This is a genomic window from Pseudomonas sp. NPDC089395 (genome assembly GCF_044749525.1).
Classification (GTDB): Bacteria; Pseudomonadota; Gammaproteobacteria; order Pseudomonadales; family Pseudomonadaceae; genus Aquipseudomonas.
Genome location: NZ_JBIVID010000007.1, coordinates 314,859 through 340,923, shown reverse-complemented (window position 1 = coordinate 340,923; position 26,065 = coordinate 314,859). Strand labels below are relative to the sequence as shown.

Here is a 26,065-nt window from a genome sequence, read left to right as displayed (position 1 = left end):
TTTCGTTCCGACTACGCTGGAAGTGGGGCGCATTATAAGGGGATTCGAGAGCCCGTCAAGGCTTAATTCCAAGAAACTTCAATATCGCTGAAAAACAAAGCGGGGAGGCCTATCGGCCTCCCCGCTTCACTTCTCACCCTTACAAGCTAGGGAACGCAAACTGCGACGCTTCATGGCTCGCACGCTGCGGCCAGCGCTGAGTAATTGCCTTGCGACGGGTATAGAAGCGCACACCATCCGGGCCATAGGCATGCAGGTCACCGAACAGCGAACGCTTCCAGCCACCGAAGCTGTGATAAGCCACCGGCACCGGCAGCGGCACGTTCACACCTACCATGCCCACTTCGATCTCATCGCAGAACAGGCGCGCCGCCTCACCGTCACGGGTGAAGATGCAGGTGCCGTTACCGTACTCGTGATCGTTGATCAGTTGCATGGCCTGCTCCAGGCTGTTGACGCGCACTACGCACAGCACTGGGCCAAAGATCTCTTCTTTATAGATACGCATCTCTGGAGTCACCTTGTCGAACAGGGTGCCACCGACGAAGTATCCATCTTCATTACCTGCTACACGGAAGCCGCGGCCATCCACCACCAACTTGGCACCTGCAGCAACACCGTCATCAATATAGCCAACCACTTTGTCACGGGCAGCGGCAGTAACCAGCGGCCCCATGTCCAGGCCACAGGAAGTACCGGCACCGATCTTCAGCGCCTTGATCTGCGGCTCCAGCTTGGCAATCAGCGCATCGGCAACCTGGTCGCCGACACACACTGCGACCGAAATGGCCATGCAACGCTCGCCGCACGAACCGTAGGCCGCACCCATCAGTGCACTGACGGCGTTGTCCAGGTCGGCATCAGGCATCAGCACGGCATGGTTCTTGGCGCCACCCAGGGCCTGCACACGCTTGCCGCGCTTGGTACCTTCGGCATAGATGTATTCGGCAATCGGGGTAGAACCCACAAAGCTCAGGGCCTTCACTTCCGGCGCCTCGATCAGTGCGTCCACCGCTTCCTTGTCGCCGTGTACTACGTTGAGGATGCCTTTTGGCAGGCCAGCCTCCAGCAGCAGTTGGGCGATGAACAGGGTCGAGCTCGGGTCACGCTCGGACGGCTTCAAGATGAACGCGTTACCGCAAGCGATGGCCAGCGGGTACATCCACAGCGGAACCATCGCCGGGAAGTTGAACGGGGTAATGCCAGCTACCACGCCCAGCGGCTGGAAGTCCGACCAGGCATCGATGTTCGGACCTACGTTACGGCTGTACTCACCTTTCAGCACTTCGGGTGCTGCGCAGGCAAATTCGACGTTCTCGATACCACGCTTGAGTTCGCCGGCAGCGTCTTCCACGGTCTTGCCGTGCTCTTCGCTGATCATCTGCGAAATCTTGGCTTCGTTCTGCTCCAGCAGCTGCTTGAAGCGGAACATCACCTGGGCGCGTTTGGCCGGTGGGGTGTTGCGCCAGGCCGGGAAAGCAGCCTTGGCGGAGTCGATCGCTTCCTGCACGGTAGCGCGGCTTGCCAGCTCGACCTTGCGGACCGCCTGGCCAGTGGACGGGTTGAAGACATCGGCGGTGCGCTCACCCTTGGTAACCAGCTCGCCGTGGATCAGGTGCTGAACGATGCTCATGCAAAACTCCAGATAAAGAAGGTAGAGGCCAGCGCGCGATCAGCTCGCGCGCCTTGCGTCAAAATCGGAAAGATCAGTCGATCTTGTTCAGGGTTTCACCGACCGCGTCAAACAGGCGGTCCAGTTCCTGCGGCTGGGTATTGAAGGTTGGGCCGAACTGCAGGGTGTCGCCGCCGAAGCGTACGTAGAAGCCAGCCTGCCACAGCTTCATCGCAGCCTCATACGGACGGACGATGGCGTCACCGTCACGGGCGGCGATCTGGATCGCGCCGGCCAGGCCGTAGTTGCGGATGTCGACGATGTTCTTGGTGCCCTTCACGCCGTGCAGCAGCTTCTCGAAGTTCGGCGCCAGCTCGGCGGCCGACTGCACCAGGTTTTCCTTCTGCAGCAGGTCGAGCGCGGCGATACCGGCGGCGCAGGCTACCGGGTGTGCCGAGTAGGTATAGCCGTGGGGGAATTCGACGGCATATTCCGGGGTCGGCTGATTCATGAAGGTCTGGTAGATCTCGGTGCTGGCGATCACCGCGCCCATCGGGATGGCGCCGTTGGTCACCTGCTTGGCGATGCACATCAGGTCAGGGGTCACACCGAAGGCCTCGGCGCCGGTCATCGCGCCCATGCGGCCGAAACCGGTGATCACTTCGTCGAAGATCAGCAGGATATTGTGCTGGGTGCAGATTTCGCGAAGGCGCTTCAGGTAGCCCTTCGGCGGCGGCAGCACACCGGCAGAACCCGCCAGCGGCTCGACGATCACGGCTGCAATGTTTGAAGCATCGTGCAGCTCGATGAGCTTGAGCATTTCGTCGGCCAGGGCGATACCGCCCTCTTCCGGCATGCCCTTGGAGAACGCGTTGACTGGCAGCACGGTGTGAGGCAGGTGGTCGACATCCAGCAGCTGGCCGAACATCTTGCGGTTGCCGTTGACGCCGCCCAGGCTGGTGCCGGCGATGTTCACGCCGTGGTAACCACGGGCACGGCCGATGATCTTGGTCTTGGTGGCCTGACCTTTCAGGCGCCAGTAGGCGCGGACCATCTTCAGCGCGGTGTCGGCGCACTCGGAACCGGAGTTGGTATAGAACACATGGTTCAGGTCACCAGGGGTCAGCTCGGTGATCTTCTCGGCCAGCTGGAACGACAGCGGGTGGCCGAACTGGAAGGCCGGCGAGTAATCCAGGGTACCGATCTGGCGTGCGACCGCCTCGGTGATCTCCTTGCGGGTATGCCCGGCGCCGCAGGTCCACAGACCGGACAGGGCGTCGAAGATCCTGCGCCCTTTGTCATCGATCAGGTAGCTGCCTTCGGCCGCCACGATCAGGCGTGGGTCGCGGTGGAAGTTGCGGTTGGCGGTGTAGGGCATCCAGTGGGCATCCAGCTTCAGCTGGCTGGCGATACCGACGGTGGCGGTTTCGGGCATGTTCATCGGCGGTTCCTCGAAAGACGATTAGGCAACGATGGATGTTGTTGCAGCTAAATTCGCACGCGGATAAAGTCTGAAAAAGCCTACATTTCTAATCTTCAGGTAGCGTAAGACTAAACTTATGAGCCGACGCCCCGACCCTCTCGCACAGGTCAGCGATTTCGATATCCGCCTGCTGAAAATCTACCGAAGCGTTGTCGAATGCGGCGGCTTCTCAGCGGCGGAGAACGTGCTTGGCATAGGCCGTTCCGCTATCAGTCAGCAGATGAACGACCTGGAGCAGCGCCTCGGCCTGCGCCTTTGCCAGCGTGGCCGCGCCGGCTTCTCGCTGACCGAGGAAGGCCGCGAGGTCTACCATTCGGCACTGCAACTGCTGAGCGCGCTGGAAACCTTCCGCACTGAAGTCAACGGCCTGCATCAGCACTTGCGGGGCGAGCTCAACATCGGCCTGACCGATAACCTGGTGACCCTGCCGCACATGCGCATTACCCATGCCTTGGCCGAGCTCAAGGACCGCGGGCCTGACGTGCGAATCCAGATCCGCATGATCGCCCCCAGCCAGGTCGAACAAGGGGTGCTCGACGGCAGCCTGCATGTTGGCGTGGTGCCACAGACCAGCCCGCTTTCCGGCCTTGAATACCAACCCTTGTACAGCGAACGCTCACTGCTCTACTGCGCCGTTGGTCACCCGTTGTTCTATGCCGACGACCAGCAGATCGACGATGATCGCCTCAACGACCAGGAAGCGATCGCCCCTACCTTCCGCCTGCCCGCCGATATCCAGGCCCATTACCAGGCCCTGAACTGCACCGCCAGTGCCTCTGACCGCGAAGGCATGGCGTTTCTGATCCTGACGGGGCGCTACATTGGCTACCTGCCCGACCATTACGCCACGTTCTGGGTCCAGCAAGGCCGCCTGCGCGCACTCAAGCCCGCCCAGCGCTTCTACGATCTGAGCCTGAGCTGGGTCACGCGCAAAGGACGCAGGCCGAATCTGGTACTGGAAAGCTTCCTTGAAAGCCTGGCTGCGACACGCTGATGCCTGCTTCTGCCGCTAATGCTTGTCACTTGCGCACAGGCAGGTAATCTTGTCCGACATCCGTTGCCACACACCTGTACGGAATCGTCCATGACCCTAGAAGTCCCTGCGCATCGCCTTTCCGCCTCGGGCAAGCCCGCCGGCCGCATCCGCCAGAAGAACGAACAGGCCATCATCCAGGCCGCCGAAGACGAATTCGCCCGTCATGGTTTCAAGGGCACCAGCATGAACACCATCGCGCTGAAGGCCGGCTTGCCCAAGGCCAACCTGCATTACTACTTCACCAACAAGCTCGGCCTTTACATCGCCGTATTGAGCAACATCATCGAGCTGTGGGACAGCACCTTCAACGCCTTGAGCGTTGAAGACGACCCGGGTGCAGCGCTCAGCCAGTACATCCGCACCAAGATGGAATTCTCTCGGCGCAACCCGCAAGCCTCGCGGATCTTCGCCATGGAGGTCATCAGCGGCGGCACCTGCCTGAGCGAATACTTCAGCGCCGACTACCGTGAATGGTTCCGAGGCCGCGCCGCGGTATTCCAGGCCTGGATCGACGCAGGCAAGATGGACCCGGTCGACCCGGTGCACCTGATCTTTCTGCTGTGGGGCAGCACCCAGCACTATGCCGACTTCGCCACCCAGATCTGCCAGGTCACCGGCCGCAGCCGCCTGACCAAGCAGGACATGGAAGACGCGAGCAGCAATCTTATCCACATCATTCTCAAGGGATGCGGCATCGCGCCGAGCGCCTGACGTCTATATATGCCTTCTACCCTGCTCGACCTCTGCGAGTTTCGCGAGGAAATCCGCAAGAGCCGCTTCATTACCCTCGCCGGCCCTATAAGCAGTGCCACCGAGGCGATGAGCTTCATCGAACGCCATAGCGACCTGGCCGCCACCCACAACTGCTGGGCCTGGAAGCTAGGCGCACAGTATCGCAGCAGTGACGATGGCGAACCGGGTGGCACGGCTGGCCGACCCATCCTGGCCGCCATCGAGGCGCAGGACTGCGACCAGGTGGTGGTGCTGGTCATCCGTTGGTACGGCGGCATCCAGCTGGGTACCGGTGGCCTTGCACGGGCGTATGGCGGAGGGGCCAACAAATGCCTGCAACAGGCACCGAAGCGGCTGTTGGTACAGCGCAGCGAATTTGCCTGCAGTTGCAGCTTCAGCGAACTGGCGCTGGTGAAACTGCGCCTGGCAGAAGTGGATGGCCTGGTGCTGGACGAGCAGTTCACCGCCAATGGCGTTGACCTGCAGATTGCCGTTGGCGAAGCCCACCTGGCCGCCTTGCAACAGCAACTGGCAGACCTCAGCCGCGGTCGAATCCTTCTCGAAGCACGCTGAAGGTTGCGCACAACAACTGTGGGCCGGCTTGTGGATAAGCTTGGGGCACTCAGCTGTAACCCTTGCCACTCAAGGCCTGCAAAGGATTGAGCATATTTTGATCACCGTTTGATGACAGCTGTAAACACCTGAGCTGTCAAGTGTTATCCACAATGCGTCAGGCGTATTTCACAGCGGTGTCAGTCGCGCTTGCACACATTTACTGTGGATCAGCCTGTGGATAACCCGTTAGCCAACAAGCCAAGCGCCCGCCGGCGCACGGCCATCTGTCATTGATCATTTTTTAATCACCCTTTAATCCAGGCACATGAGGCGTGCCTGCAGTATGCTCATTTCCTTTTTCCCACACCGATAAAGGAATGTTCCTATGGCTAACTCAAGAACTGCCCTCATCATCGGCGCCTCTCGCGGGCTTGGCCTGGGCTTGGTGCAGCGGCTGAACGAAGACGGCTGGAACATCACCGCCACGGTCCGTGACCCACAAAAGCCCGGCGCGCTGGGCGAGGTTCCTGGGGTACGCATCGAACAGCTGGAAATGAACGACACTGCCCAGCTCGATGGCCTGAAGCAACGCCTGCAAGGTGAAGTGTTCGACCTGGTGTTCATCAACGCCGGCGTCATGGGCCCCCTGCCACAAGACCTGGAGACGGTGCAGCCAGAGGACATCGGCGCCCTGTTCATGACTAACGCGGTGGCGCCGATCCGCGTCGCGCGTCGACTTGCCGGCCAGGTACGCCAAGGCAGCGGCGTACTGGCATTCATGAGCTCGATCCTGGGCAGCGTGACCATCCCCGACGGTGGCGAGGTGTGCCTGTACAAAGCCAGCAAGGCCGCCCTGAATTCGATGATCAACAGCTTCGTGGTCGACCTGCAGCGCCCTGACCTCTGTGTACTGGCCATGCACCCGGGCTGGGTGAAAACCGACATGGGTGGCGAGAACGCCGAGATCGACGTGCTCACCAGTACCCGTGGCATGCTCGAACAGGTCAAGGCTCAGAGTGGCAAGGGCGGCCTGCGCTTCATCAACTACAAGGGTGAGCCCCTCATCTGGTGAGTCCAACCCGATCACCGGTTGGCGCAATACCGGCCTGGCCAAGCGCAATGCCTGGCCAGGGCCTGTAGAATGGCGGCAACCGTACCTGATTGAGATCACCACCCCATGTATGACTGGTTGAACGCCCTGCCCAAGGCCGAACTGCACCTGCACCTCGAAGGTTCGCTTGAACCTGAGCTGCTGTTCGCCCTGGCCGAGCGCAACAAGATTGCCCTGCCCTGGAACGACGTCGAAACCCTGCGCAGCGCCTACGCCTTCAACAACCTGCAGGAATTCCTCGACCTCTATTACCAAGGCGCGGACGTACTGCGCACCGAGCAGGACTTCTATGACCTGACCTGGGCCTACCTGCAGCGCTGCAAGGCACAGAACGTCATTCACACCGAGCCCTTCTTCGACCCGCAGACCCACACCGATCGCGGCATCCCGTTCGAGGTCGTGCTCAACGGCATCAACCACGCGCTCAAGGACGGCCGTGAACAACTGGGCATCAGCAGCGGCCTGATCCTGAGCTTCCTGCGTCACCTCAGCGAAGACGAGGCACACAAGACCCTCGACCAGGCCTTGCCCTTCCGCGACGCGTTCATCGCCGTTGGCCTGGACAGCTCCGAAATGGGCCACCCGCCCAGCAAGTTCCAGCGCGTGTTCGACCGTGCCCGCAGCGAGGGCTTCGTCGCAGTTGCCCATGCCGGCGAAGAAGGCCCGCCCGAGTACATCTGGGAAGCCCTCGACCTGCTCAAGATCAAGCGCATCGACCATGGTGTACGCGCCATCGAAGACGAGCGCCTGATGCAGCGCATCATCGACGAGCAGATTCCCCTCACCGTGTGCCCATTGTCGAACACCAAGCTCTGCGTGTTCGATCACATGAGCCAGCACAACATCCTCGACATGCTCGAGCGCGGTGTGAAGGTGACAGTGAACTCGGATGACCCGGCCTACTTCGGTGGTTACGTCACCGAGAACTTCCATGCCTTGCACACTCACCTGGGCATGACCGAAGACCAGGCCCGCCGCCTGGCCCAGAACAGCCTGGACGCGCGTCTGGTCTGACGCGTCTGCGTGGGTGCTCAGCCCACCTGCAGCGTTGTGACCCGGGCAATGCGGTTGATCTGCTGAATGCCTTCGGCGGAAATCTGCATTGCCCGTGTCCCCCCTGGCTCGCGGATCCAGCCAGATTGCAGAAACAGCGTAAGCAATGCCTGCCCAAGGCTACCGCCCAGGTGCGGACCTTGGTCGCTGCAGTGGCAGATCACGCATCCACGCTGCTGGCGCGGCGCCAGGGCATCGATATACACCCCGATGCGCGCCAGCTCTTCCCGTCCCTCATCGCTGACCATCGGTTGACGGTCGCTGCTCTCGAGCCAACCTGCGACCACCAGGCGGTGATACAACTCAGCGGCCAGCTCGCCCCCCATATGGTCACCACAACGACGCGCCCTGCGCATCGACATCGGCATCTGTACCGGTGCCGCCCGCTGCTGGCCGTCACAGCCAAGCTGCACACTGGCCAGCGCTTCGACCGCCGCCCCCACCTGGGGCGTGGCAAGTCTGAAGTAGCGCTTGCGGCCACGCGCTTCGAGCCTGAGCAAACCTGCCGAAGACAAAAGCGACAGGTGCGCGCAGGCAGAGGATGAGGTCAACCCGGTCATCATCGCCAATTCATCGGTCGGCCGCGGCGTGCCATCGATCAGCGCCCATAACATCGCGCTACGCTTGGGGTCGGCCATCAGGCCGGCAATCTGGCTGATACTGCTGACTGCATTCATGTCCTGTTACTCCCTGCCAATCACATCTGATTTCCAATGGCCAACCCTGGCAACGCCGATTACACCTCTCGGCGGGTGCCAGCCGCGACAAGCAAACGCCTTGCCGACGCCAGCCCCGGGCGCAGTATAAGCCGCACGCACGACCGCTCCCGCAGGCATGCGCGTTCAGAGGTGTCAAAGTGAATTAGGGTATGGCAACCCTTCAGCCCCCCGCGCAGCCCGGTGGTTGGGGCGCTAAAGCCCTGTAGTGAAGGAAGCTGCTGTTTAGCAAGGAAGAAACAGGCCATGAGGAAGAATGGCCCTATGCACCCAAGGGAGTCTGCCGACACCTTGCTTCCCCAAATAACGCAAATTAAAGCGAACCTTCTACACACTTCGAAGCATTGCATTAACCCGTGCAGCGACCGCCAGTCAGAACACTCCCGCAAGCCATGGCGCAGGGTTGCCGCAGCGCTACACTTGATCCGCTCTCCCCCCTATTCGGAGGTATGCCGCGATGAAGATTGTCGTCAGTGCGTCGAACCGCAACCCCAATTGCCCTTGGCAGGTATGCCTCGACCAGCATGTGGTGGGCTTTCGCAGCGAGGCCGAAGCACGCGCCTTTGTCGCAACCCTCGAGACCCGTTTACAGGCCCCTCATCCGCTCATGCCGGACGCTTGGCCTGCAAACCCCGGGTCAGTAGCGCGACACTGACCACCAGTGCCCCGCACAGGCTGATCACCAGTGTCATGGGCACCGCACTGCCATCGTGCAGGACGCTGACCAACGCCGCCGCACCGGCGGCGACGCTGAACTGCAAGCAGCCCATCAATGCCGAGGCGCTGCCTGCCCGGGCCCCCTGGCCACTCATGGCGCAGGCCGAGGCATTGGGAATGATGCAGCCAAGGCTGGCAATGCAGACGAACAGTGGCACCAGCAGTGGCCACAACTGCGCCGGGCGCAACGCTGCCACGCCAAGCAGAACCAACCCCGCCGCCAGGTAGAACCACACCGCCCGCACCAGCAGGAATGCCGGGCCACGCTTGGCCAGCAGACGTGCGTTGACTTGCGCCACCAGAATGAAACCCGCCGCGTTGGTGCCGAACAGCCAGCCGTAATGCTCTGCGGGTACGCCATAGAGCTTGATGAATACGAAAGGTGAACCAGCGATGTAGGCAAACATCCCGGCAATGGCGATGCCTCCGGTCAAGGCATGCCCGATGAACACGCGATCGGCCAGCAGTCGCGAGTATTGACGCAGCGCCCCCGACAGCGGCTGGCGCGGCATGTGCGCCGGCAAGCTCTCTGGCAGGCCCAGGCCCACTGCAAACAGGCAGAACGCGCTGAACAGGCTCAAGGCGAGGAAGATCGATTGCCAACCGGACAGGTTCACCAGCACCCCACCCAGCATCGGCGCAAGGATCGGCGCCAGCCCCATCACCAGCATCAGTTGCGAGAACACCTTGGCCGAGGCCACCGGGTCGCATTTATCACTGACGATGGCCCGCGACAGCACCATGCCGGCACAGCCGCCCAAGGCCTGAACGAAGCGCGCCACGATCAGCGTATCGAGGTTGGGCGCGTAGGCGCAGGCCAACGACGCCAGGGTGAACAGCCCCACGCCGAACAGCAGTGGCTTACGTCGGCCGAAGCGATCGGCCACCGGCCCATAGGCCAGTTGGCCGAGCGACAAACCGAGGAAGTACGCAGCCAGCGTGGCCTGTACATGTTTCTCGTCGGTGGCGAACGCCTGCGCCATGGCCGGGAAGGCGGGCAGGTAGAAGTCGATCGCCAGGGGCCCGAACGCACTCAGTGCGCCCAGGATCAGCACCATTCGCAGGTTCATCAGGAATCCATAGCAGGCTAAGCAAGCGCGTAAGTCTACCTGCAGTGGACCCCATCAGTATGAAAACATTTGCTACAAATCAGCAGGGCGGCTTCACGCTACCTCGGCCTGATAGCCCTCTTCCCGAATGGCTGCCAGCACCTGCTCGACCATCAGCACACTCTTCACGCGCACTTGCTTGGCAGCCAGGTCGACTTCCACCTGCGCCTTCGCATCCTGCTCCTGGACGGCGCGGGTCACCGCTTTCACGCAATGGCCGCAGGTCATGCCTTGTACGTTGAACACTTGCATGGGTGTTGCCTCCTTGTGGGTTTTGCGCAGTTTCAAGCTTGCCATCGGGGCAAGGTCAAGTTCTGCGGCGAACGGCCGGGGTGGAAATCCGCGCGCTCCTCGGCCAAGCTGCGCCTTTGATGATTCAGGCAAGCAGGAGATTCTTCATGTTCAGGGCAGCAGTGAGCGTTGTCGGGCTATTGGGCGCGCTAGCCGCGGTGCCGCCGGCCAGCGCCGAGGGCAACTCGGACTACAGCGTACTGATCATTTCCCGGGAGCGCCTGGAAGTATCCACCAGCTGCGAAATCGGCATCTACCTCAACGATCAGCTGTCCGGGCGAGTGTTCCAGGAACAATCGGCCTCCTTCAACCTGCCGCCGGGCCCGGTCGATGTACGCTTGCGCCTGCTGCCGGGGCAAATGCCCGGTTGCGCGCCAGGCATCGAGGACCAGCGCAGCACGCGGCTGACCTTGCAGGCGGGCCAGATCAACAAATACCGCATTGCCATGGGCCACAATGGGCTTGAGTTGAAGCGAGCCGGCCTGGGCTATTGACCTTCCCTGCATGGCAAGGTTGATGCTGGAGGCCTGTCCAAGGAGGAAAGCCATGTCAGCATCCACCACTTTCGACTTGCCGATTTCCGGCATGACCTGCGCCAGTTGTGCTGGCCGTGTCGAGCGCGCCCTGCGCAAAGTCAGCGGCGCCGAACAGGTCAGCGTCAACCTCGCCACCGAACAGGCCCGCGTCCAGGCGCCGGCCGGCAGCCTGCCAGCCCTGGTCGACGCCGTGCGCGACGCAGGGTATGGCGTGCCGACCCGCACCGTAGAGCTGCAGATCGGCGGCATGACCTGCGCCAGCTGTGTTGGCCGGGTCGAACGGGCCCTGGGCAAATTGCCGGGGGTCGAGCAGGTCAGCGTCAATCTGGCCAGTGAACGCGCCCACCTCGAAGTGCTCCAGGCCCTCGATGACCAGCAGTTGATCGCCGCCGTCGAGAAAGCCGGCTACAGCGCCAGCCTGCCACAGGCGCGCCAGGATGATCAGCAGGCTGCCCAACGTCGCCTGCGCAAGGAACGCCTGGCGGTCGGCGTCGCCCTGCTGCTGGCGCTGCCCCTGGTGCTGCCGATGCTGGTGCAACCGTTCGGCCTGCACTGGATGTTGCCTGCCTGGGCGCAGTTCCTGCTGGCCACGCCGGTGCAGTTCATCCTTGGCTCACGCTTCTATGTGGCGGCCTACAAGGCGGTGCGTGCCGGTGCCGGCAACATGGACCTGCTGGTGGCCTTGGGCACCAGCGCCGGTTATGGCCTGAGCCTGTACCAATGGGCGCAAGCCACTGCTGGCAGCGAACCTCACCTTTATTTCGAAGCCTCGGCAGTGGTGATCGCCCTGGTGCTGCTCGGCAAATACCTGGAAAGCCGCGCCAAACGCCAGACCGCCAGCGCCATCCGCGCGCTGGAAGCCCTGCGCCCCGAGCGCGCCGTGCGCCTGGTCGATGGCCGTGAAGAGGACGTGGCGATCGCTCAACTGCGCCTCGGTGACCTGGTGCTGGTCAAACCTGGCGAACGCTTCCCGGTGGATGGTGAAGTGGTGGAAGGCAGCAGCCATGCCGACGAAGCCTTGATCAGCGGTGAGAGCCTGCCCGTGCCCAAGCAACCCGGTGACAGCGTCACCGGCGGCGCCATCAACGGTGAAGGCCGGCTGCTGGTGCGTACCCAGGCCGTGGGCACTGAAACCGTGCTGGCCCGCATCATCCGCCTGGTCGAAGACGCCCAGGCGGCCAAGGCGCCGATCCAGAAGCTGGTTGACCGGGTCAGCCAGGTGTTCGTCCCTGCGGTACTGGTGCTGGCGATGCTCACCCTGGTCGGCTGGTGGCTGGCCGGTGCACCGCTGGAGACCGCGCTGATCAACGCGGTCGCCGTCCTTGTGATTGCCTGCCCCTGTGCCCTGGGCCTGGCCACGCCAGCCGCGATCATGGCCGGCACCGGCGTCGCCGCGCGCCACGGCATCCTGATCAAGGACGCCGAAGCCCTGGAGCGCGCCCATGCTGTGAACCGTGTGGTGTTCGACAAGACCGGCACGCTCACCTCGGGCAGCCCACGGGTCGTGCACAGCCAGGCGCTGGCCGGCGACGGCGCCGAGCTGCACCGTCTGGCCGGTGCCTTGCAACGTGGCAGCGAGCACCCACTGGCCAAAGCGGTTCTGCAAGCCTGCGCCGAGCAAGGCCTCGACGTTCCGCCGGTGGCCGACAGTCAGTCGCTCACGGGTCGCGGCATCGCCGGGCGGGTGGAAGGGCGCGAACTGGCCCTGGGCAATCGCCGCCTGCTCGACGAAAGCGGCCTGCAACCCGGTGCGCTAGCCGCCATGGCGCAGGCCTGGGAAGCCGAAGGCCGCACCCTGTCGTGGCTCATCGAACGTGGCGCACAGCCCCGTTTGCTGGGCCTGTTCGCCTTCGGCGACAGCCTCAAGCCCGGTGCCGAGCAAGCGATCAGCACCTTGCATGAACAACACATCAGCAGCCATCTGCTGACCGGCGACAACCGCGGCAGTGCGAAGGTGGTGGCCGACCGCCTCGGCATCGACGACGTGTATGCCGAAGTGCTGCCTGCCGACAAGGCCGCCACCGTGGCCGCGTTGAAACAGGACGGCGTGGTGGCGATGGTCGGCGATGGCATCAACGATGCCCCGGCCCTGGCCGCCGCGGATATCGGCATCGCCATGGGCGGCGGCACCGACGTGGCCATGCAGGCCGCCGGCATCACGCTGATGCGCGGCGATCCGCGCCTGGTACCCGCCGCATTGGAAATCAGCCGCAAGACCTACGCGAAAATTCGCCAGAACCTGTTCTGGGCATTCATCTATAACCTGATTGGTATTCCCCTGGCCGCAATGGGTTACCTGAACCCGGTGCTGGCGGGCGCCGCCATGGCCCTGTCCAGCGTCAGCGTGGTGAGCAATGCCTTGTGGCTGAAAACCTGGAAACCCACCAGCACCTCGCAGGAGGCCCCATGAACATCGGCCAGGCCGCCCGCCGCAGCGGGCTCAGCACCAAGATGATCCGCTACTACGAGTCCATCGGCCTGCTCAAGCCGGCCACCCGCAGCGACAGCGGCTACCGCCTGTACCAGCCGCAGGACCTGCACAGCCTGGCGTTCATCAAGCGCTCCCGCGACCTGGGCTTTTCCCTGGAGGAAGTGGGCAAGCTGCTGACCCTGTGGCAGGACCGCCAGCGCGCCAGTGCCGACGTCAAGGCACTGGCCGTGCAGCATATCGATGAGCTGAACCGGCGCATCGAGGAGTTGATCAGCTTGCGCGATACCTTGAGTGAACTGGCCGCCCACTGCCAGGGCAACGACCGGCCCGACTGCCCGATTCTCAAGGACCTGGCCAACGGCGGCGAGTGCTGCCATTGATGTGTTTGGCCAGGTGGCCAAGAAATTGGTATGCCATATTAGCCTGAACCCGACCGAATAGTCGCCAAATGCGGCTTCGCCCAATAAATACGGGCATTTGCGCTCAAAAAATCCCGGACGCTGCCGATGCCCTGAGCATCGCGTGTCGATAAAAACAATCTCCGGGAGCGTCGATGAACATCAAACAGAAACTGACCTGGGCATTCGCGGTCATCGCCGCCTTGCCCATCGTCCTCGTGGCCACCCTGGTGGTCATCAACCTGCGCGGCGAAGCCCGCGATGGATTCCTCGACAGCAGCAGCCGCGAGATCCGCCAGGTCAGCAATGCCATGAATCTGTTCTTCCAGGGCATCACCCAGAACGTCGACTACCTGGCCAGCCTGCCAGAGGTCACCGGCGCGGGCGCCGACATCAAGAAGCACATCAGTGCCGATGCCGCGCAAATCGCCCCCGGTGAACACGACAAAGCGCTGTTCGAACTGTTCACCCGCCTGGCCAACAGCCACTCGGACTATGCCTACGTGTCCTATGGCCTGAAGGACGGCGGCTACGCGTTCTGGCCGGGCGACCCGAGCATGAGCAACTACGACCCGCGTACCCGCCCCTGGTACCAGACGGCCATGGCCAACCCCGGCAAGACCCTGCGCACGGCCCCGTACTACTGGGCGGGCGATGATGCGGTGCTGGTCAGTACCGTGCGCGCCGTGGCCAATCAGCTCGGCAACCCCGGTGGCGTGGTCAACATCGACGTGTCGCTCAAGGGCCTGACCGAGATCGTTCAGCAGATCAAGCTGGGCGAAAGTGGCTATTTGATCCTCATGGAAAACAACGGCAACGTGATGGTCGACCCGCGCGACGCCAGCCACAACTTCAAGCAACTGGCGAGCTTCGGTGACGGCTACGCCGAGCTGGCCAAGGCCGGCAAGGGCCTGGTCGAAGTCGACCTGGGCGGGGTGCGCTACATGGCCAACGTCTACCCCGACGAGAAGCTCGGCTGGACCTTCATCGGCCTGATTCAGCAAGGCGAAGTGATGCAGACCACCACCCGCCTGACCTGGCTCATCGGCACCATCGCACTGGTGCTGGCAGCGCTGTTCGCCGTGGTCGGCGCCGCCTTCGCCAAGCTCATCGTGCGCCCGATCAACAGCGTCACCAGCGGCCTGGAAGACATTGCCCAGGGTGAAGGCGACCTGACCCGCAACCTCGATGTACGCGGCCGGGACGAAACCGCGCAGCTGGCCAGCTGGTTCAACCAGTTCCTTGGCGCCATCCGTAGCCTGATCCAGCACATCGGCTCGGCCGCCAGCAAGATTCTCAGCACCTCCAGCAGCTCGACCCGGGTGTCCAGCGACATGGCCGAGGCCGCCGGGCGCCAGCGCGAAGCCGTGGACATGGTGTCCACCGCCTTCCACGAAATGGTCGCCACCGCCAACGAGGTCGCGCGCTCCTGCAGTCAGGCTGCGCAATCGGCCGACAGTGGCCAGCAACAAGCTCGCGAAGGCCAGCAACAGATCGATGCGGCGGTGCACAGTGTCGACCGCCTGAGCCAGGAGATCGAACAGTCGGCGCAGTCGATCCAGCAACTGGAGCGTGACAGCAACGCCATTCAGTCGATCCTCGGCACCATCCGTTCGATTGCCGAGCAGACCAACCTGCTGGCGTTGAACGCCGCGATCGAGGCCGCCAGGGCCGGCGAACAAGGCCGCGGCTTTGCCGTGGTGGCCGACGAGGTGCGGGCCCTGGCCAAGCGCACCGCCGACTCGACCGCCGAAATCGATGGCCTGCTCGGCAACCTGGCCAGCCGCACCGCCGAGGTGGCCGAGCAGATGCATGCGAGCCTTGAGGTGTCCCAGCAGTCCGTCAGCCGCATTGGCCTGGCCCGCGACAGCTTTGGCCAGATCCGCGAGTCGGTGGACATCATTCGCGACATGAACACCCAGATCGCCACGGCGGCGGAGGAACAGCACCAGGTGGCCGAGGACATCAACCGCCATATCAGCCAGATTCATGGCGATGCGCAGTTGGTGGCCGAGTTGGCCCAGGCGGCGCGGCAGGATTCGGAGAGCCTGGCTGGGTTGTCCAACGAGCTGGATTCGCTGGTGCGGCGGTTCCGCACCTGATCGGCAACCTGTACTGGCCCTATCGCCGGCAAGCCGGCTCCCACAGGTACAACACAAGCCTCAAGACATGTGGGTTACCTGTGGGAGCCGGCTTGCCGGCGATAGGGCCGCTACAGGCACCCTACAATTTCAACTCCCCCGGCGTGGCCCCAAACAACTGCTTGAAAGCCGCGATATAAGCCGAGGTCGAGTCATAGCCACACCCCAGCGCCGCGTCGGTCACACTCTCCCCCGCCTCCAGCAATGCCAGCGACGACAACAACCGCATCCTCTGCCGCCAATTGCGAAAGCTCAACCCAGTTTCGCGCTGGAACAAGCGCATCAAGGTCTTCTCCGAACACCCCAACTGCAGCGCCCACTGCTGCAACGTCTGCACCTGGTCCGGCGCAGCGATCAGGCCATTGCACAGCGCCAGCAATCCCGGATGACGGGGCAGCGGCAGCGAGAAGCCCACTTCGGGCAGCCTGCGCAGCTGGTCGAGCAGCACCGCCACCAGGCGCGCTTCGACACTGTCACCTTCCGGGTAATGCGCCGGGTACAGGCAAAACTGCTTGATCAGCTCCCGCGCCAGGGGCGTTACTTCCAGTACCCGGCACTGCGTCGGCGCCCACGCGCAGGCATCGCGGCGGATATACAGGCTGCGCATTTCGGCCTGCCCGGTCGTTACCACTTCATGTTCGGCATCGGCCGGAATCCACACGCCCCACTGCGGCGGGGCGAAGTAGCTACCGTCGCGGGTGTACACGCCCAGTACGCCGCTGATGGCATAGGAAAACTGTACCCAGTCATGGCGGTGGCAGGTGGTCCAGGAGCCAGCGCCCAGGCTTTCGGCACGGGCATAAAGCGGCCTGGGCAGGTGGTCCAGGGCAGGGATGGCGCGGGGGTGTCCGATGCTCGGCATGGCGGTTTCTTATAGTTCTGACCAGACAAGCCTAACACCTGTGGTATCGGTGTCGTTCATTTCGCGGGACAAGCCCGCTCCCACAGCTATTTCACTGTTCTCAGGTTCAGTGGAGTGCCTGTGGGAGCGGGCTTGTCCCGCGAATGGGGCGACGCGTTCTCAACGCTCGACAATCATCGTCACACCCTGCCCCCCCGCCGCGCAGATCGAAATCAACCCGCGCCCCTTGCCCGCCTTGGCCAGCAGCTTGGCTAGATTGGCCAGGATCCGCCCCCCGGTCGCGGCAAACGGATGCCCGGCCGCCAGCGAGCTGCCCTTGACGTTGAGCTTGCTGCGGTCGATGGCCCCTAGCGGTGCCTCCAGCCCCAGACGCGTGCGGCAGTACTCGGCATCCTCCCAAGCCTTGAGGGTGCACAACACCTGAGCTGCGAAGGCCTCGTGAATCTCGTAGTAATCGAAGTCCTGCAGGCTCAGGCCATTGCGCGCCAGCAGGCGCGGCACGGCGTAGACCGGCGCCATCAACAGCCCTTCCTGGCCTTTGACGAAATCCACCGCCGCCGTTTCGCCATCGACCAGGTAGGCCAGCACCTCCAGCCCTTGCGCCTGGGCCCACTCCGGCGAGCCCAACAGCACCAGCGAAGCACCATCGGTCAGCGGCGTGGAGTTGCCCGCGGTCAGCGTGCCCAGGCCACTGTGGTCGAACGCCGGCTTGAGCTTGCCGAGTTGCTCAAGGCTCAGGTCTGGCCGCAGGTTGTTGTCGCGCGCCAACCCCAGGAACGGCGTCACCAGGTCGTCCTGCCAGCCGTCGGTGTAGGACGCCGCCAACCGCTGGTGGCTGAGCAGGGCCAATTCATCTTGTGCGGCGCGGTCGATCTGCCAGGTCTGCGCCATGCGTTCGCAGTGCTCGCCCATCGACAGCCCGGTGCGTGGCTCGCCGTTGCGCGGCAGCTCGGGCTTCAGGTGGCCAGGGCGCAGTTGCAGGAATGGCTTGAGCCGCTCGCCAAGGCTCTTGCCGCGGTTGGCTTGCAGCAGGATGCGACGCAGCCCCTCATTGACCGCGATCGGCGCATCGGAAGTGGTGTCCACGCCCCCCGCGATGCCGCTGTCGATCTGCCCCAGGGCAATCTTGTTGGCCACCAGCAGCGCGGCCTCAAGGCCAGTGCCACAGGCCTGCTGGATGTCGTAGGCAGGCGTCTGTGGCGACAGGCGCGACCCGAGCACGCATTCGCGTGTCAGGCTCATGTCGCGCGAGTGCTTGAGCACCGCGCCCGCCACCACCTCGCCCAAACGCAGACCATGCAGTCGATAACGCTCGATCAGGCCCTCGAGAGTGACGGTGAGCATCGCCTGGTTGCTGGCAGTGGCGTAAGCGCCATTGGAGCGGGCGAAGGGAATTCGGTTGCCGCCCAGGATCGCGACCCGGCGAAGTGAACGCATGCGTGGATTCCTCCTGAAACCATTCGGTCCGTACAGCCTAGGTGTTTTTGCCGCATTCGAACGACCTTGCCACAAAGTTGGTCCACACTTGCAAGCTTGCCTTCAGGGAGTCCCGCACATGAGCGACCGCTATATCGGCTTTGCCAACTCCAACCTCGGCCGTCGCCTGGTCGATGCCCTTGGCCTGCCGCGCCCGGCGCCGCTGGAGCGCTGGCAGGCGGGCCGCCTGCGCCCTGTAGAGGGCGCGCTGGTGCTGGGCGGCGGGCCGTTGGCGAACACCGTCGAAGCCATCGCCCCGCGCCTGACCGACGAATGCTACAGCTTCAATGACGAAGGCTTGCAGGCCCCCGCCTGGGTCGCCGGCCTGGGGCCGAAGATCAAGGCCGTGGTGTTCGATGCCAGCCACCTGTCCGACAGCGACGCGCTGAAGCAATTGCGCGAGTTCTTCCAGCCCTTGCTGCGCAGCCTGGCCGCCTGCGCCCATGTGGTAATCCTCGGGCGTGCGCCAGAGCAGTTCGACGACCCACTGGCCAGCGTTGCCCAGCGTGCCCTGGAGGGCTTCAGCCGTTCACTGGCCAAAGAGCTTCGCAACGGCGCCACGGCGCAGCTGCTCTACATCGCCAACGGTGCCGAAAACCAGCTCGAAGGGGCCTTGCGCTTCTTCCTTTCGCCCAAGAGCGCATTCATTTCCGGACAGGTGCTGCGCCTTGAACCCTGCTCCGAGCAGGTCGAAGACTGGACCCGGCCGCTGGCGGGCCGGCGGGCGCTGGTCACCGGCGCGGCGCGAGGCATTGGCGCTGCCATCGCCGAAACCCTGGCCCGCGACGGTGCCGAGGTCATGCTGCTGGACGTGCCGCAGGCGCAACAGGACCTCGACGCCCTGGCCGCCCGCCTGGGCGGCAAGGCCCTGGGCCTGGACATCTGCGCCGGCGACGCCGCCGCGCAGCTGCTCGAAGCCCTGCCCGGCGGCATCGATATCGTCGTGCACAACGCCGGCATCACCCGCGACAAGACCCTGGCCAACATGACCCCGGAATACTGGGACGCGGTCATGGCGGTCAACCTCAAGGCCCCGCTGGTATTGACCCAGGCGCTTCATGAAGGGGGCGCGCTGGGCGCGCACGCACGCATCACCCTGCTGGCTTCGGTCAGCGGCATCGCCGGCAACCGTGGCCAGGCCAACTACGCGGCCAGCAAAGCCGGGCTGATCGGCTTCGCCCAGGCCTGGGCGCCGAAGCTCGCCGAACGTGGCGGCAGCATCAACGCAGTGGCCCCCGGTTTCATCGAGACGCACATGACCGCCGCCATGCCCATGGGCCTGCGCGAGGCCGGGCGGCGCTTGAGCTCGCTGGGCCAGGGCGGACGCCCACAGGATGTCGCCGAAGCCATCGCCTGGCTCAGCCAACCAGGGTCCGGCGCGGTCAACGGGCAAGTGCTGCGGGTTTGCGGCCAGGCATTGATGGGGGCATGAGCATGAACCGACAATGGCACGACCTGCACAGCCCCGACTCACGCGCCAGCCTTTACCTGCGCGCGGCGAGCAAGCGCAAGATCAGCGGCAGCACGCTACCGACCGCTGGCCTGCGCAGCTTCATTCGCGTGCAGCCCGACAACCTGTCCGCCTATCGCCGGCTCTGTCACTTCACCGACGATGGGCGACTGCCTGGCACTTACCCGCACGTGATGGCCTTCACGCTGCAGCTGCAGCTGCTGACAGCCCACGACTTCCCGTTCCCCTTGCTCGGCCTGGTTCACCTGCACAATCGCATCGAGGTGCTGCGCCCATTGGGCGGCATCGACGGGCTGCGCTTTGCAGTGTTCGCCGACAACCTGCAGGCGCATGCCAAGGGCGGCACCTTCGACCTGGTCACCGAAGCCGAAGATGCGCTCGGCCTACTCTGGCGCGAGACCAGCCGCATGTTGGTGCGTGGCCTGCACCTCGATGGCCAGCCCGACGCCAGCGAAGACAAGGTGCCTGAGCCCTTGCCGGAAGCCACCCGCTGGTATGCCGACAGTGATATCGGCCGGCGCTACGCCAAGGTCTGCGGCGACTACAACCCGATCCACCTGAGTGCGGCCAGCGCGCGGTTGTTCGGTTTTCCCAAGGCGATCGCCCATGGCATGTGGAGCAAGGCCATGGCACTGGCGGCGCTGCGTACCCACCTGCCCAACAGCCGATACGCGTTCGAGGTGGATTTCCGCAAACCCGTGCGCCTGCCGTCGGAGGTGGTGCTCAGTGCCAGCGTGGCAGGCCCTGCAGGTGAACTGCGGCTCGATGGGCATGGCGAGCTGGTGCACATGGTCGGGCGCTGGGAAACGCTCTAGCGCCTCGAATCCACTTGATTTGCATCGGGCCTGCGCCGAAGCTATGCGGCATTAGGAGACCCCCGATGAACCTGCAAGAACTCACCGAACGCCTGCACCGGATCCGCGACAACAACGACTGGCGCGGCTTCCACAGCCCGAAGAACCTGGCCATGGCTGCCAGCGTGGAAATGGCCGAGCTGGTGGAAATCTTCCAGTGGCTGAGCGAGGAGCAATCGCGCCAGCTGCCTGCTGATCAGCTCGCCCATGCCGGCCAGGAGGTCGGTGACGTGATCCTCTACCTGTTGCTGCTGTGCAGTGAACTGGGCCTGGACATGGAGCAAGTGGTTCGGGCCAAGCTTGCCGACAGCGAGAGGCGCTTCGCCCGATGAACGACCGTCACTTCGATGAGCTGGCCACCCGTTTCGCCGAAAAGATCTACGGCGGCGCCAAGGGCGCAATCCGCCTGGCCGTGCTCCAGGCCGACCTGGCCGAAGCCCTGCCCGACCGCCCGCTGCGGGTGCTCGACATTGGTGCCGGGCTCGGCCACATGGCGCTCTGGCTGGCCCAGCGCGGCCACCACGTGACCCTGGCCGAACCGGCCGCGCCGATGCTCGAAGGCGCCCGCGCGCGCTTTGCCGAAGCCGGCCAGCCCGCCACCTTCATCCAGGCGCCGTGGCAGGATCTGCTCGGCCAGCTCACCGAACCCTACGACCTGGTGCTGTGCCACGCCGTGCTCGAATGGCTGGCCGAGCCGGAAAGCATCCTGCCGGTGCTGCACCAGTTGACCGCCACCGGTGGCTGGCTGTCGCTGGCCTTCTACAACCGTGATGCGCTGGTCTACCGCAACCTGCTCAAGGGCCATTTCCGCAAGCTGCGCAGCAACCGCCTGCAGGGTGAAAAGCAGAGCCTGACCCCGCAAAAACCGCTTGATCCACGGGAGCTCAAGGCGCAACTTGAATCCATGTGGCACGTCGAAAGCGAGAGCGGCGTGCGGGTGTTCCACGACTACATGCCCAAGGAATTCCAGGACAAGGCCGAGCTGCTCGACCTGCTGGAAATGGAACTGGCCCACCGCCGTCACCCAGGTTTCGCCGGGCTCGGCCGCTACCTGCACTGGATGTGCCGCCCCCGCTGACCCGCCCGCCGGGAGGAAGAAATGCCGTACCGTCCGTTGTGCCTGGCCATGCTGCCGCTCGCCTTGGCCGCTTGCCAGGCGAGCAACCCCTACGTCGCCAGCAGCCGCCCGCTGCCACCGGCCCCCGCGCAAGCGGCCAGCACCTTCGACGCCAGTGCCTACCCGGCACCTGCGCGGGACTATGGACGTTACCGCAGCTGGAGCTGGCGCGACGGCCAGTTGCCCACCGGCAACGCCGACGCCGACCCGGGTCAACTGGCCGACGCCGTCAGCGGTGCGCTCGACCAGCATGGACTGCGCCCCGCCAGGGGTAGCACCGGCGACCTGCTGGTCAGTGCCGACATGCGCCTTGAGCGGCGCCTGCGCCAGGTACGCGACTACGACTACTACGACCCTTATTACGGCCCCTACTATGGCCCGCGTCCCTATGGCAGCGTCGGCATCGGTGGCTACAACAACGGCTACGGCGCCTATGCCAGCGTGCCGATCGTGCGCACCTACGAGGTCGAAGTGATGGTGGTGCGCATCGACCTGTTCGATGCCCGTAACGGCGAGCCGGTGTGGAGCGCGAGCGCCGAAAGCGGCAGCGACCAGAGCTCGCCGCGCGAGCGCGAAAGCGCCTTGCGCGAATCGGTGCACAAAGCGCTCAGCGGCTATCCTCCCAGTTAATGTTCAATGGAGAACCATCATGTTGCGCCGCCTTGTTCTACTGTCGTTCGCGTTGCTGCTCGCCGCCTGCTCAAGCCACAACGTCCAGCAGGACTACGACGCCAGCCGCGACTTTGCCGCGTACCGCAGCTGGGCGTGGCAGGAGCCGGGCCTGCAATACCGCCCGGATGATCCGCGCATCAAGAGCGATCTGACCGAACAGCGCATCCGTCAGGCGGTCGACTATCAGCTCGACCAGCGCGGCCTGCGCCCGGCCCAAGGCAATAGCCCGGCCGACCTCAAGGTGCGTGCCTACCTGATCGTCGAGCAACGCCAGCAACAGATCACCACCAACTACGGGGGCGGCTGGGGTGGCTATTGGGGTGGCTACTGGGGCGGGCCGATGTACAACGAGACCCGCAGCGTCGACTACAAGGTGGCGACCATCCAGGTCGACATGTTCGATGGCCATGACGGCAAGCTGGTCTGGCGCGGCAGTGCCGAGCAGATCATGAACAACTATCCACCGAGCCCGGAGGAGCGCAACAGCGCGATCCACAACACCGTGGCCGAAGTGTTGAGCCATTACCCACCGGGCAGCAAGAAATAGCCATGGCATAGCCCGTTCGTCAGTTCGCGTCTACCCTGACTAGGAAACCTGACTGAACGGGTAGCGGTGTTCAACGAATAAGGACTGCCAATGCAAAGCATTGTTCTCCTGATGTGGCTTGCCTTGTGCTCTGAACAAGATATCCGCGAACGCCAGATCGCCAACGTGCTGACACTGGGTGTCGCCGCCTGCGCCCTGGTCTGGCTGTTCGTCACCGGCCACAGCTGGATCGGCGCCGACGCCAGCGAGGCCGGCTGGGCCTTGGCCATCGTCATGCTACTGACCCTGCCCGGCTACATGCTCGGCCGCTTCGGCGCCGACGACGTCAAGCTGATGGGTGCCCTGGCCTTGGCCACCAGCCCGCAATATGTGCTCGGTACCTTCATCGGGGCGGGTGTCAGCCTGCTGCTGTGGCTGGCAACGCGCAGGCGTCTGTGGACCCTGCTCAACCCCAAGGTGAAGAAGCGCCTGCAGACCCTGACCGAGCAGATGGGCGACAAACAGGCCTTCGTCCCCTACGTGCTCGCCGGCTTTCTGCTTACCGCTGTATGGATCCAATGATCATCCCTGCGGTCCGATAGCTTGTACATGCCTTGTACAGAATCGCTTGCAGCGGCTATTTTTAAGCTGCCAGAGCGTCTGGTCCGGGAGCTGGGCCATATACGAACAGGGAGTTTGATCGTGAACAAGACATCAAGTGGGGTGAAAGTCCTGGTCGTCGATGATCAGGAAGTGATCGTCGAGCAGTTGTGCGAGTTTCTCGAAAGCCAGGGCCACCCCTGCGTTGCCGCCTTTTCAACCGACCAAGCCATCGAGCGTTACATCGCCGACGAAGCCATCGGCCTGGTGCTGTGCGACCTGGACATGCCCGAACGCGATGGCATCGAACTGGTTCGCGCGTTGAAGGAGGTTCCCGGGCGCCAACGCATGTTCGAAGCGATCATGCTCACCGGCCGCGCCGACAAGCAGGACGTGATCCGCGCCTTGCGCGAGGGCTTTGCCGACTATTACCAGAAACCCATGAACCTCGACGAACTGCTCGAAGGCCTGCGCCGCCAGGAGCAGATCCTGCTCGAACGCAGGGCCAGCTTCCAGGACCTGGGCAACCTCAATCAGCGCCTGCAGGACCTGGCGGGCTCCATCGACGAGCTTTACCAGGATCTCGAAAAAGCCCGCGGCCAGGGCGTTCACCGGCGAGCCACCGATGCCGAGGAGCCTGAAGGCGAGCTACCCGCTGCGTTCGAGAAGCTGTCGCCCCGCCAACTGGAGGTGGCCCGGCTGGTGAGCAAGGGCAAGACCAACTATCAGATTGCCTGCGAGCTGGGCATCACCGAGAACACCGTCAAACTGTACGTCTCGCAGGTGCTGCGCCTGACCCACATGCACAACCGCACGCAACTGGCCCTGGCGCTGACGCCGAGTTCGTCGCCGGTGCACCAGCGTTTCATCACGCACTGACCCACGTCGCGGTGGGCCTCATTGCATCTGATAGGTAATGCTCAACATCACGCGCGGCGCTCGGCTCATGCTGTCCAGCGCCACATCTGCCAGCGGTTTGACCACTTCCAGCGCAACACTGCCAGTGCGGCCGTCCGATAACCGCACCCCCATTGCCACCGAACTCATGTTGGCATCCTCGAATGGCCCGCCGTTGTACCAGGCCTTGGCGGCGTCGAGGAGCGCATAGGGCTGCAACACAGGCGGCCAACCCGTGCGTGGCCGGATACTGTAGTTGAGCTCGTAGGCCACGCCCCAGCCCTTGTCCCCTGCGGCCTGGTCGCGCGGGTAGCCGCGACCGAAATGCTGCCCACCGAACACCGCCCGCTCGCTCTCGGGCAGCCGCTCATCACTCCAGTACAGCGCACCCGAGACAACGCCCTGCCAGTTTTCCAGCAAGGTGTCGCCCTGCAACCCTGCCAGTCGAAAGCGCAGGAAGTCCAGGTCGTAGTCGGCATCGCTGCGCGCGCCCAGGTAATCCAGGCCCTGATAGACCCCGGCACTGACCATGCGCAGGCGCCGTGGCTCGGCCTGGCGCCAGTCGCCCTCGAATGACAGGGCACGTACATAGGTGTCGTATTCGCGCTGGCCACCGCGCCTTTCATCGATGTGCTCACTGACCGAATAGAAACGCCCAGTCACGTTCATCCATTCATTCGCGGCAACGATCATCGGCTGTGCGAAGCCGAGCGCATAGCGCTCGCTCTCGATGCGTTGGCTCAGGTCGGTACCGTTGTCCAGGCGTACACGGGTGCCGGGTTCGCTGCGATAGCGCGCAGCCGAAAGCAGCAACTGGCTACCCTGGGCGTCCAGGTACTGGCTGTAGTCAAGCCGTTGGTAATGCGCTTGGTCATCACCCGGCGGCAGCAAGAAACGTGCGGTCAACTGCTCGGCAAGACGCGTCTGCGCATTGCTGGAGACCGTGAACAGCGCCTGCAGATCGTCACGGCTGCCGTCATTCACGGTCACAGCTGCTGCAAATGGCTTGCGCGATGCACGCAGGGTAAGCCGTGCCGCCCCCTCGGCGTCTTCACCCGGGACCACCTCGGCCTGCACGGTGACGCCTGGAACACGCTGCATCAGGCCAAGGGTGCGCTGGAGCGTAGCGTCGGTCAGTGGCCGCTCGGTTTTCAGCCGCTCGGCCAACTGCGCGAAGTAGTCCGCCGCGGGGCCGATATCACCCACGATCTGGACGTCGCGGATATAGCCTTCCACCAGCACCACGTGGGCGCGGCCATCGGCAAGATCCTGCTGCGGCAAGTAGGCGAACGACAGGGGAAAACCGTCGTGGCGGTAGCGCTGGGTCAGGCGATCGGTGAACCGCTGCAGTTCGTACAAGGTGATTGATTGGCCCAGCAGCGGCTGATAGTGCGCACGCAGCTCGCTCAACGGGTAGACCGTACCGCCTTCGAAACGCACCTTGTGCAGCACCAGTCGCTCGGCCATCGGCATCGAAGCCGGCTCGCCAGCGGCCACCCGTTGCAGCTGCGGCGCAACAGGGCGATAGGCTTCCAGCGGCAGATTCGCACTGGGCAGGCGGCGTTCGTATTGCTGGCTGTCGATATACACCGGCAACGGGTCGGCAAGAACCGCGTTGGCCCAGGACACGAGCATGAGGGGCACGACCAGAGGACGCATAGGGTGCTCC

At 63.8% G+C, this 26,065-nt stretch carries 26 protein-coding genes and 1 pseudogene; 19 read left to right on the top strand and 8 right to left on the bottom strand.

Annotation, left to right across the window (positions count from 1 at the left end; translation table 11 throughout):
* Nucleotides 1-139: 139 nt before the first annotated feature.
* Nucleotides 140-1,633, bottom strand: coding sequence for a CoA-acylating methylmalonate-semialdehyde dehydrogenase (locus ACIPZG_RS17630; RefSeq protein WP_008095787.1), 1,494 nt, complete (start codon nt 1,631-1,633; stop codon nt 140-142).
* A 73-nt stretch (nt 1,634-1,706) separates the two neighbouring features.
* Nucleotides 1,707-3,053, bottom strand: a complete 1,347-nt coding sequence (locus ACIPZG_RS17625) for an aspartate aminotransferase family protein (RefSeq protein ID WP_400715714.1) — start codon at nt 3,051-3,053, stop codon at nt 1,707-1,709.
* A 118-nt stretch (nt 3,054-3,171) separates the two neighbouring features.
* On the opposite strand from ACIPZG_RS17625, the gene ACIPZG_RS17620 reads away from it, so the two are divergent.
* The 5 genes from ACIPZG_RS17620 to ACIPZG_RS17600 all read left to right on the top strand — a co-directional run bounded on the left by ACIPZG_RS17620 (nt 3,172) and on the right by ACIPZG_RS17600 (nt 7,543).
* Complete coding sequence (locus tag ACIPZG_RS17620; RefSeq protein WP_008095783.1) at nt 3,172-4,089, top strand: LysR family transcriptional regulator; 918 nt, start codon at nt 3,172-3,174, stop codon at nt 4,087-4,089.
* A gap of 90 nt (nt 4,090-4,179) precedes the next feature.
* On the top strand, nt 4,180-4,842 hold the full coding sequence (locus ACIPZG_RS17615; RefSeq protein WP_016395140.1) for a TetR/AcrR family transcriptional regulator: 663 nt from the start codon (nt 4,180-4,182) through the stop codon (nt 4,840-4,842).
* 9 nt (nt 4,843-4,851) lie between these two features.
* Complete coding sequence (locus ACIPZG_RS17610; protein WP_400715712.1) at nt 4,852-5,436, top strand: IMPACT family protein; 585 nt, start codon at nt 4,852-4,854, stop codon at nt 5,434-5,436.
* Nucleotides 5,437-5,803: 367 nt separating this feature from the next.
* Nucleotides 5,804-6,490, top strand: a complete 687-nt coding sequence (locus ACIPZG_RS17605) for an SDR family oxidoreductase (protein WP_008095779.1) — start codon at nt 5,804-5,806, stop codon at nt 6,488-6,490.
* A gap of 105 nt (nt 6,491-6,595) precedes the next feature.
* On the top strand, nt 6,596-7,543 hold the full coding sequence (locus ACIPZG_RS17600; protein WP_400640410.1) for an adenosine deaminase: 948 nt from the start codon (nt 6,596-6,598) through the stop codon (nt 7,541-7,543).
* A 17-nt stretch (nt 7,544-7,560) separates the two neighbouring features.
* On the opposite strand, the gene ACIPZG_RS17595 is transcribed toward ACIPZG_RS17600, so the two are convergent.
* Nucleotides 7,561-8,259: a transcriptional regulator gene (locus ACIPZG_RS17595; RefSeq protein ID WP_400715710.1), complete on the bottom strand. Its 699-nt coding sequence runs from the start codon at nt 8,257-8,259 to the stop codon at nt 7,561-7,563.
* 496 nt (nt 8,260-8,755) lie between these two features.
* On the opposite strand from ACIPZG_RS17595, the gene ACIPZG_RS17590 reads away from it, so the two are divergent.
* A complete protein-coding gene (locus ACIPZG_RS17590) occupies nt 8,756-8,953 on the top strand; it encodes a hypothetical protein (protein ID WP_400715708.1) in 198 nt (65 codons plus the stop codon).
* Here ACIPZG_RS17590 and ACIPZG_RS17585 read toward each other — a convergent pair.
* Both ACIPZG_RS17585 and ACIPZG_RS17580 read right to left on the bottom strand, forming a co-directional pair.
* Nucleotides 8,904-10,085, bottom strand: a complete 1,182-nt coding sequence (locus ACIPZG_RS17585; protein ID WP_400715706.1) for a multidrug effflux MFS transporter — start codon at nt 10,083-10,085, stop codon at nt 8,904-8,906. The genes ACIPZG_RS17590 and ACIPZG_RS17585 overlap by 50 nt on opposite strands.
* A gap of 93 nt (nt 10,086-10,178) precedes the next feature.
* Nucleotides 10,179-10,376 (bottom strand): heavy-metal-associated domain-containing protein, encoded by a 198-nt coding sequence (locus ACIPZG_RS17580; protein WP_400640406.1) that lies wholly within the window; start codon nt 10,374-10,376, stop codon nt 10,179-10,181.
* Nucleotides 10,377-10,522: 146 nt separating this feature from the next.
* On the opposite strand from ACIPZG_RS17580, the gene ACIPZG_RS17575 reads away from it, so the two are divergent.
* The 5 genes and pseudogenes from ACIPZG_RS17575 to ACIPZG_RS17555 all read left to right on the top strand — a co-directional run bounded on the left by ACIPZG_RS17575 (nt 10,523) and on the right by ACIPZG_RS17555 (nt 15,882).
* The gene (locus ACIPZG_RS17575; protein WP_008095773.1) at nt 10,523-10,909 is read left to right on the top strand and encodes a hypothetical protein; all 387 of its coding nucleotides are present in this window, start codon (nt 10,523-10,525) and stop codon (nt 10,907-10,909) included.
* 52 nt (nt 10,910-10,961) lie between these two features.
* Complete coding sequence (locus ACIPZG_RS17570; protein WP_400715704.1) at nt 10,962-13,361, top strand: heavy metal translocating P-type ATPase; 2,400 nt, start codon at nt 10,962-10,964, stop codon at nt 13,359-13,361.
* On the top strand, nt 13,358-13,762 hold the full coding sequence (gene cueR / locus ACIPZG_RS17565; RefSeq protein ID WP_400715702.1) for a Cu(I)-responsive transcriptional regulator: 405 nt from the start codon (nt 13,358-13,360) through the stop codon (nt 13,760-13,762). The genes ACIPZG_RS17570 and cueR overlap by 4 nt, the downstream gene beginning before the upstream one ends.
* Nucleotides 13,763-13,935: 173 nt before the next feature.
* Nucleotides 13,936-15,024, top strand: a pseudogene (locus ACIPZG_RS17560) (cache domain-containing protein); the annotation flags it as partial.
* 90 nt (nt 15,025-15,114) lie between these two features.
* On the top strand, nt 15,115-15,882 hold the full coding sequence (locus ACIPZG_RS17555; protein ID WP_371871994.1) for a methyl-accepting chemotaxis protein: 768 nt from the start codon (nt 15,115-15,117) through the stop codon (nt 15,880-15,882).
* 121 nt (nt 15,883-16,003) lie between these two features.
* On the opposite strand, the gene ACIPZG_RS17550 is transcribed toward ACIPZG_RS17555, so the two are convergent.
* Together ACIPZG_RS17550 and ACIPZG_RS17545 are read right to left on the bottom strand one after the other, a co-directional pair.
* On the bottom strand, nt 16,004-16,783 hold the full coding sequence (locus ACIPZG_RS17550; protein ID WP_400640403.1) for an AraC family transcriptional regulator: 780 nt from the start codon (nt 16,781-16,783) through the stop codon (nt 16,004-16,006).
* A gap of 159 nt (nt 16,784-16,942) precedes the next feature.
* Nucleotides 16,943-18,220: an acetyl-CoA C-acetyltransferase gene (locus tag ACIPZG_RS17545; RefSeq protein ID WP_400715700.1), complete on the bottom strand. Its 1,278-nt coding sequence runs from the start codon at nt 18,218-18,220 to the stop codon at nt 16,943-16,945.
* 118 nt (nt 18,221-18,338) lie between these two features.
* Between ACIPZG_RS17545 and ACIPZG_RS17540 the strand changes: the two genes are divergently transcribed.
* From ACIPZG_RS17540 to ACIPZG_RS17505, 8 genes are all read left to right on the top strand, one after another.
* The gene (locus ACIPZG_RS17540; protein WP_400715698.1) at nt 18,339-19,691 is read left to right on the top strand and encodes a 3-oxoacyl-ACP reductase; all 1,353 of its coding nucleotides are present in this window, start codon (nt 18,339-18,341) and stop codon (nt 19,689-19,691) included.
* 2 nt (nt 19,692-19,693) lie between these two features.
* Nucleotides 19,694-20,545 (top strand): MaoC family dehydratase, encoded by an 852-nt coding sequence (locus tag ACIPZG_RS17535; protein WP_400715696.1) that lies wholly within the window; start codon nt 19,694-19,696, stop codon nt 20,543-20,545.
* 65 nt (nt 20,546-20,610) lie between these two features.
* Nucleotides 20,611-20,916, top strand: coding sequence for a MazG-like family protein (locus tag ACIPZG_RS17530; protein ID WP_008093121.1), 306 nt, complete (start codon nt 20,611-20,613; stop codon nt 20,914-20,916).
* On the top strand, nt 20,913-21,662 hold the full coding sequence (locus tag ACIPZG_RS17525; RefSeq protein ID WP_008093119.1) for a methyltransferase domain-containing protein: 750 nt from the start codon (nt 20,913-20,915) through the stop codon (nt 21,660-21,662). The genes ACIPZG_RS17530 and ACIPZG_RS17525 overlap by 4 nt, the downstream gene beginning before the upstream one ends.
* 21 nt (nt 21,663-21,683) lie before the next feature.
* Nucleotides 21,684-22,331 carry a DUF4136 domain-containing protein gene (locus ACIPZG_RS17520; RefSeq protein WP_400715694.1) on the top strand — a complete coding sequence of 216 codons (648 nt, stop codon included), beginning with the start codon at nt 21,684-21,686 and terminating at the stop codon, nt 22,329-22,331.
* Nucleotides 22,332-22,350: 19 nt separating this feature from the next.
* Complete coding sequence (locus ACIPZG_RS17515; protein WP_400715692.1) at nt 22,351-22,920, top strand: DUF4136 domain-containing protein; 570 nt, start codon at nt 22,351-22,353, stop codon at nt 22,918-22,920.
* Between the two features lie 90 nt (nt 22,921-23,010).
* Nucleotides 23,011-23,481 carry an A24 family peptidase gene (locus tag ACIPZG_RS17510; RefSeq protein WP_008093114.1) on the top strand — a complete coding sequence of 157 codons (471 nt, stop codon included), beginning with the start codon at nt 23,011-23,013 and terminating at the stop codon, nt 23,479-23,481.
* 120 nt (nt 23,482-23,601) lie between these two features.
* Nucleotides 23,602-24,378 carry a response regulator transcription factor gene (locus tag ACIPZG_RS17505; protein WP_400715690.1) on the top strand — a complete coding sequence of 259 codons (777 nt, stop codon included), beginning with the start codon at nt 23,602-23,604 and terminating at the stop codon, nt 24,376-24,378.
* An 18-nt stretch (nt 24,379-24,396) separates the two neighbouring features.
* On the opposite strand, the gene ACIPZG_RS17500 is transcribed toward ACIPZG_RS17505, so the two are convergent.
* Nucleotides 24,397-26,055, bottom strand: coding sequence for a ShlB/FhaC/HecB family hemolysin secretion/activation protein (locus ACIPZG_RS17500; protein ID WP_400715688.1), 1,659 nt, complete (start codon nt 26,053-26,055; stop codon nt 24,397-24,399).
* Between the last annotated feature and the right edge of the window lie 10 nt (nt 26,056-26,065).

Excerpts from the sequence above, each read along its gene's own strand:
- ACIPZG_RS17630 (WP_008095787.1), bottom strand. The coding sequence starts at position 1,633 with ATGAGCATCGTTCAGCACCTGATCCACGGCGAGCTGGTTACCAAGGGT.
- ACIPZG_RS17625 (WP_400715714.1), bottom strand. The coding sequence starts at position 3,053 with ATGAACATGCCCGAAACCGCCACCGTCGGTATCGCCAGCCAGCTGAAG.
- ACIPZG_RS17620 (WP_008095783.1), top strand. The coding sequence starts at position 3,172 with ATGAGCCGACGCCCCGACCCTCTCGCACAGGTCAGCGATTTCGATATC.
- ACIPZG_RS17615 (WP_016395140.1), top strand. The coding sequence starts at position 4,180 with ATGACCCTAGAAGTCCCTGCGCATCGCCTTTCCGCCTCGGGCAAGCCC.
- ACIPZG_RS17610 (WP_400715712.1), top strand. The coding sequence starts at position 4,852 with ATGCCTTCTACCCTGCTCGACCTCTGCGAGTTTCGCGAGGAAATCCGC.
- ACIPZG_RS17605 (WP_008095779.1), top strand. The coding sequence starts at position 5,804 with ATGGCTAACTCAAGAACTGCCCTCATCATCGGCGCCTCTCGCGGGCTT.
- ACIPZG_RS17600 (WP_400640410.1), top strand. The coding sequence starts at position 6,596 with ATGTATGACTGGTTGAACGCCCTGCCCAAGGCCGAACTGCACCTGCAC.
- ACIPZG_RS17595 (WP_400715710.1), bottom strand. The coding sequence starts at position 8,259 with ATGAATGCAGTCAGCAGTATCAGCCAGATTGCCGGCCTGATGGCCGAC.
- ACIPZG_RS17590 (WP_400715708.1), top strand. The coding sequence starts at position 8,756 with ATGAAGATTGTCGTCAGTGCGTCGAACCGCAACCCCAATTGCCCTTGG.
- ACIPZG_RS17585 (WP_400715706.1), bottom strand. The coding sequence starts at position 10,085 with ATGAACCTGCGAATGGTGCTGATCCTGGGCGCACTGAGTGCGTTCGGG.
- ACIPZG_RS17580 (WP_400640406.1), bottom strand. The coding sequence starts at position 10,376 with ATGCAAGTGTTCAACGTACAAGGCATGACCTGCGGCCATTGCGTGAAA.
- ACIPZG_RS17575 (WP_008095773.1), top strand. The coding sequence starts at position 10,523 with ATGTTCAGGGCAGCAGTGAGCGTTGTCGGGCTATTGGGCGCGCTAGCC.
- ACIPZG_RS17570 (WP_400715704.1), top strand. The coding sequence starts at position 10,962 with ATGTCAGCATCCACCACTTTCGACTTGCCGATTTCCGGCATGACCTGC.
- cueR (WP_400715702.1), top strand. The coding sequence starts at position 13,358 with ATGAACATCGGCCAGGCCGCCCGCCGCAGCGGGCTCAGCACCAAGATG.
- ACIPZG_RS17555 (WP_371871994.1), top strand. The coding sequence starts at position 15,115 with ATGGCCGAGGCCGCCGGGCGCCAGCGCGAAGCCGTGGACATGGTGTCC.
- ACIPZG_RS17550 (WP_400640403.1), bottom strand. The coding sequence starts at position 16,783 with ATGCCGAGCATCGGACACCCCCGCGCCATCCCTGCCCTGGACCACCTG.
- ACIPZG_RS17545 (WP_400715700.1), bottom strand. The coding sequence starts at position 18,220 with ATGCGTTCACTTCGCCGGGTCGCGATCCTGGGCGGCAACCGAATTCCC.
- ACIPZG_RS17540 (WP_400715698.1), top strand. The coding sequence starts at position 18,339 with ATGAGCGACCGCTATATCGGCTTTGCCAACTCCAACCTCGGCCGTCGC.
- ACIPZG_RS17535 (WP_400715696.1), top strand. The coding sequence starts at position 19,694 with ATGAACCGACAATGGCACGACCTGCACAGCCCCGACTCACGCGCCAGC.
- ACIPZG_RS17530 (WP_008093121.1), top strand. The coding sequence starts at position 20,611 with ATGAACCTGCAAGAACTCACCGAACGCCTGCACCGGATCCGCGACAAC.
- ACIPZG_RS17525 (WP_008093119.1), top strand. The coding sequence starts at position 20,913 with ATGAACGACCGTCACTTCGATGAGCTGGCCACCCGTTTCGCCGAAAAG.
- ACIPZG_RS17520 (WP_400715694.1), top strand. The coding sequence starts at position 21,684 with ATGCCGTACCGTCCGTTGTGCCTGGCCATGCTGCCGCTCGCCTTGGCC.
- ACIPZG_RS17515 (WP_400715692.1), top strand. The coding sequence starts at position 22,351 with ATGTTGCGCCGCCTTGTTCTACTGTCGTTCGCGTTGCTGCTCGCCGCC.
- ACIPZG_RS17510 (WP_008093114.1), top strand. The coding sequence starts at position 23,011 with ATGCAAAGCATTGTTCTCCTGATGTGGCTTGCCTTGTGCTCTGAACAA.
- ACIPZG_RS17500 (WP_400715688.1), bottom strand. The coding sequence starts at position 26,055 with ATGCGTCCTCTGGTCGTGCCCCTCATGCTCGTGTCCTGGGCCAACGCG.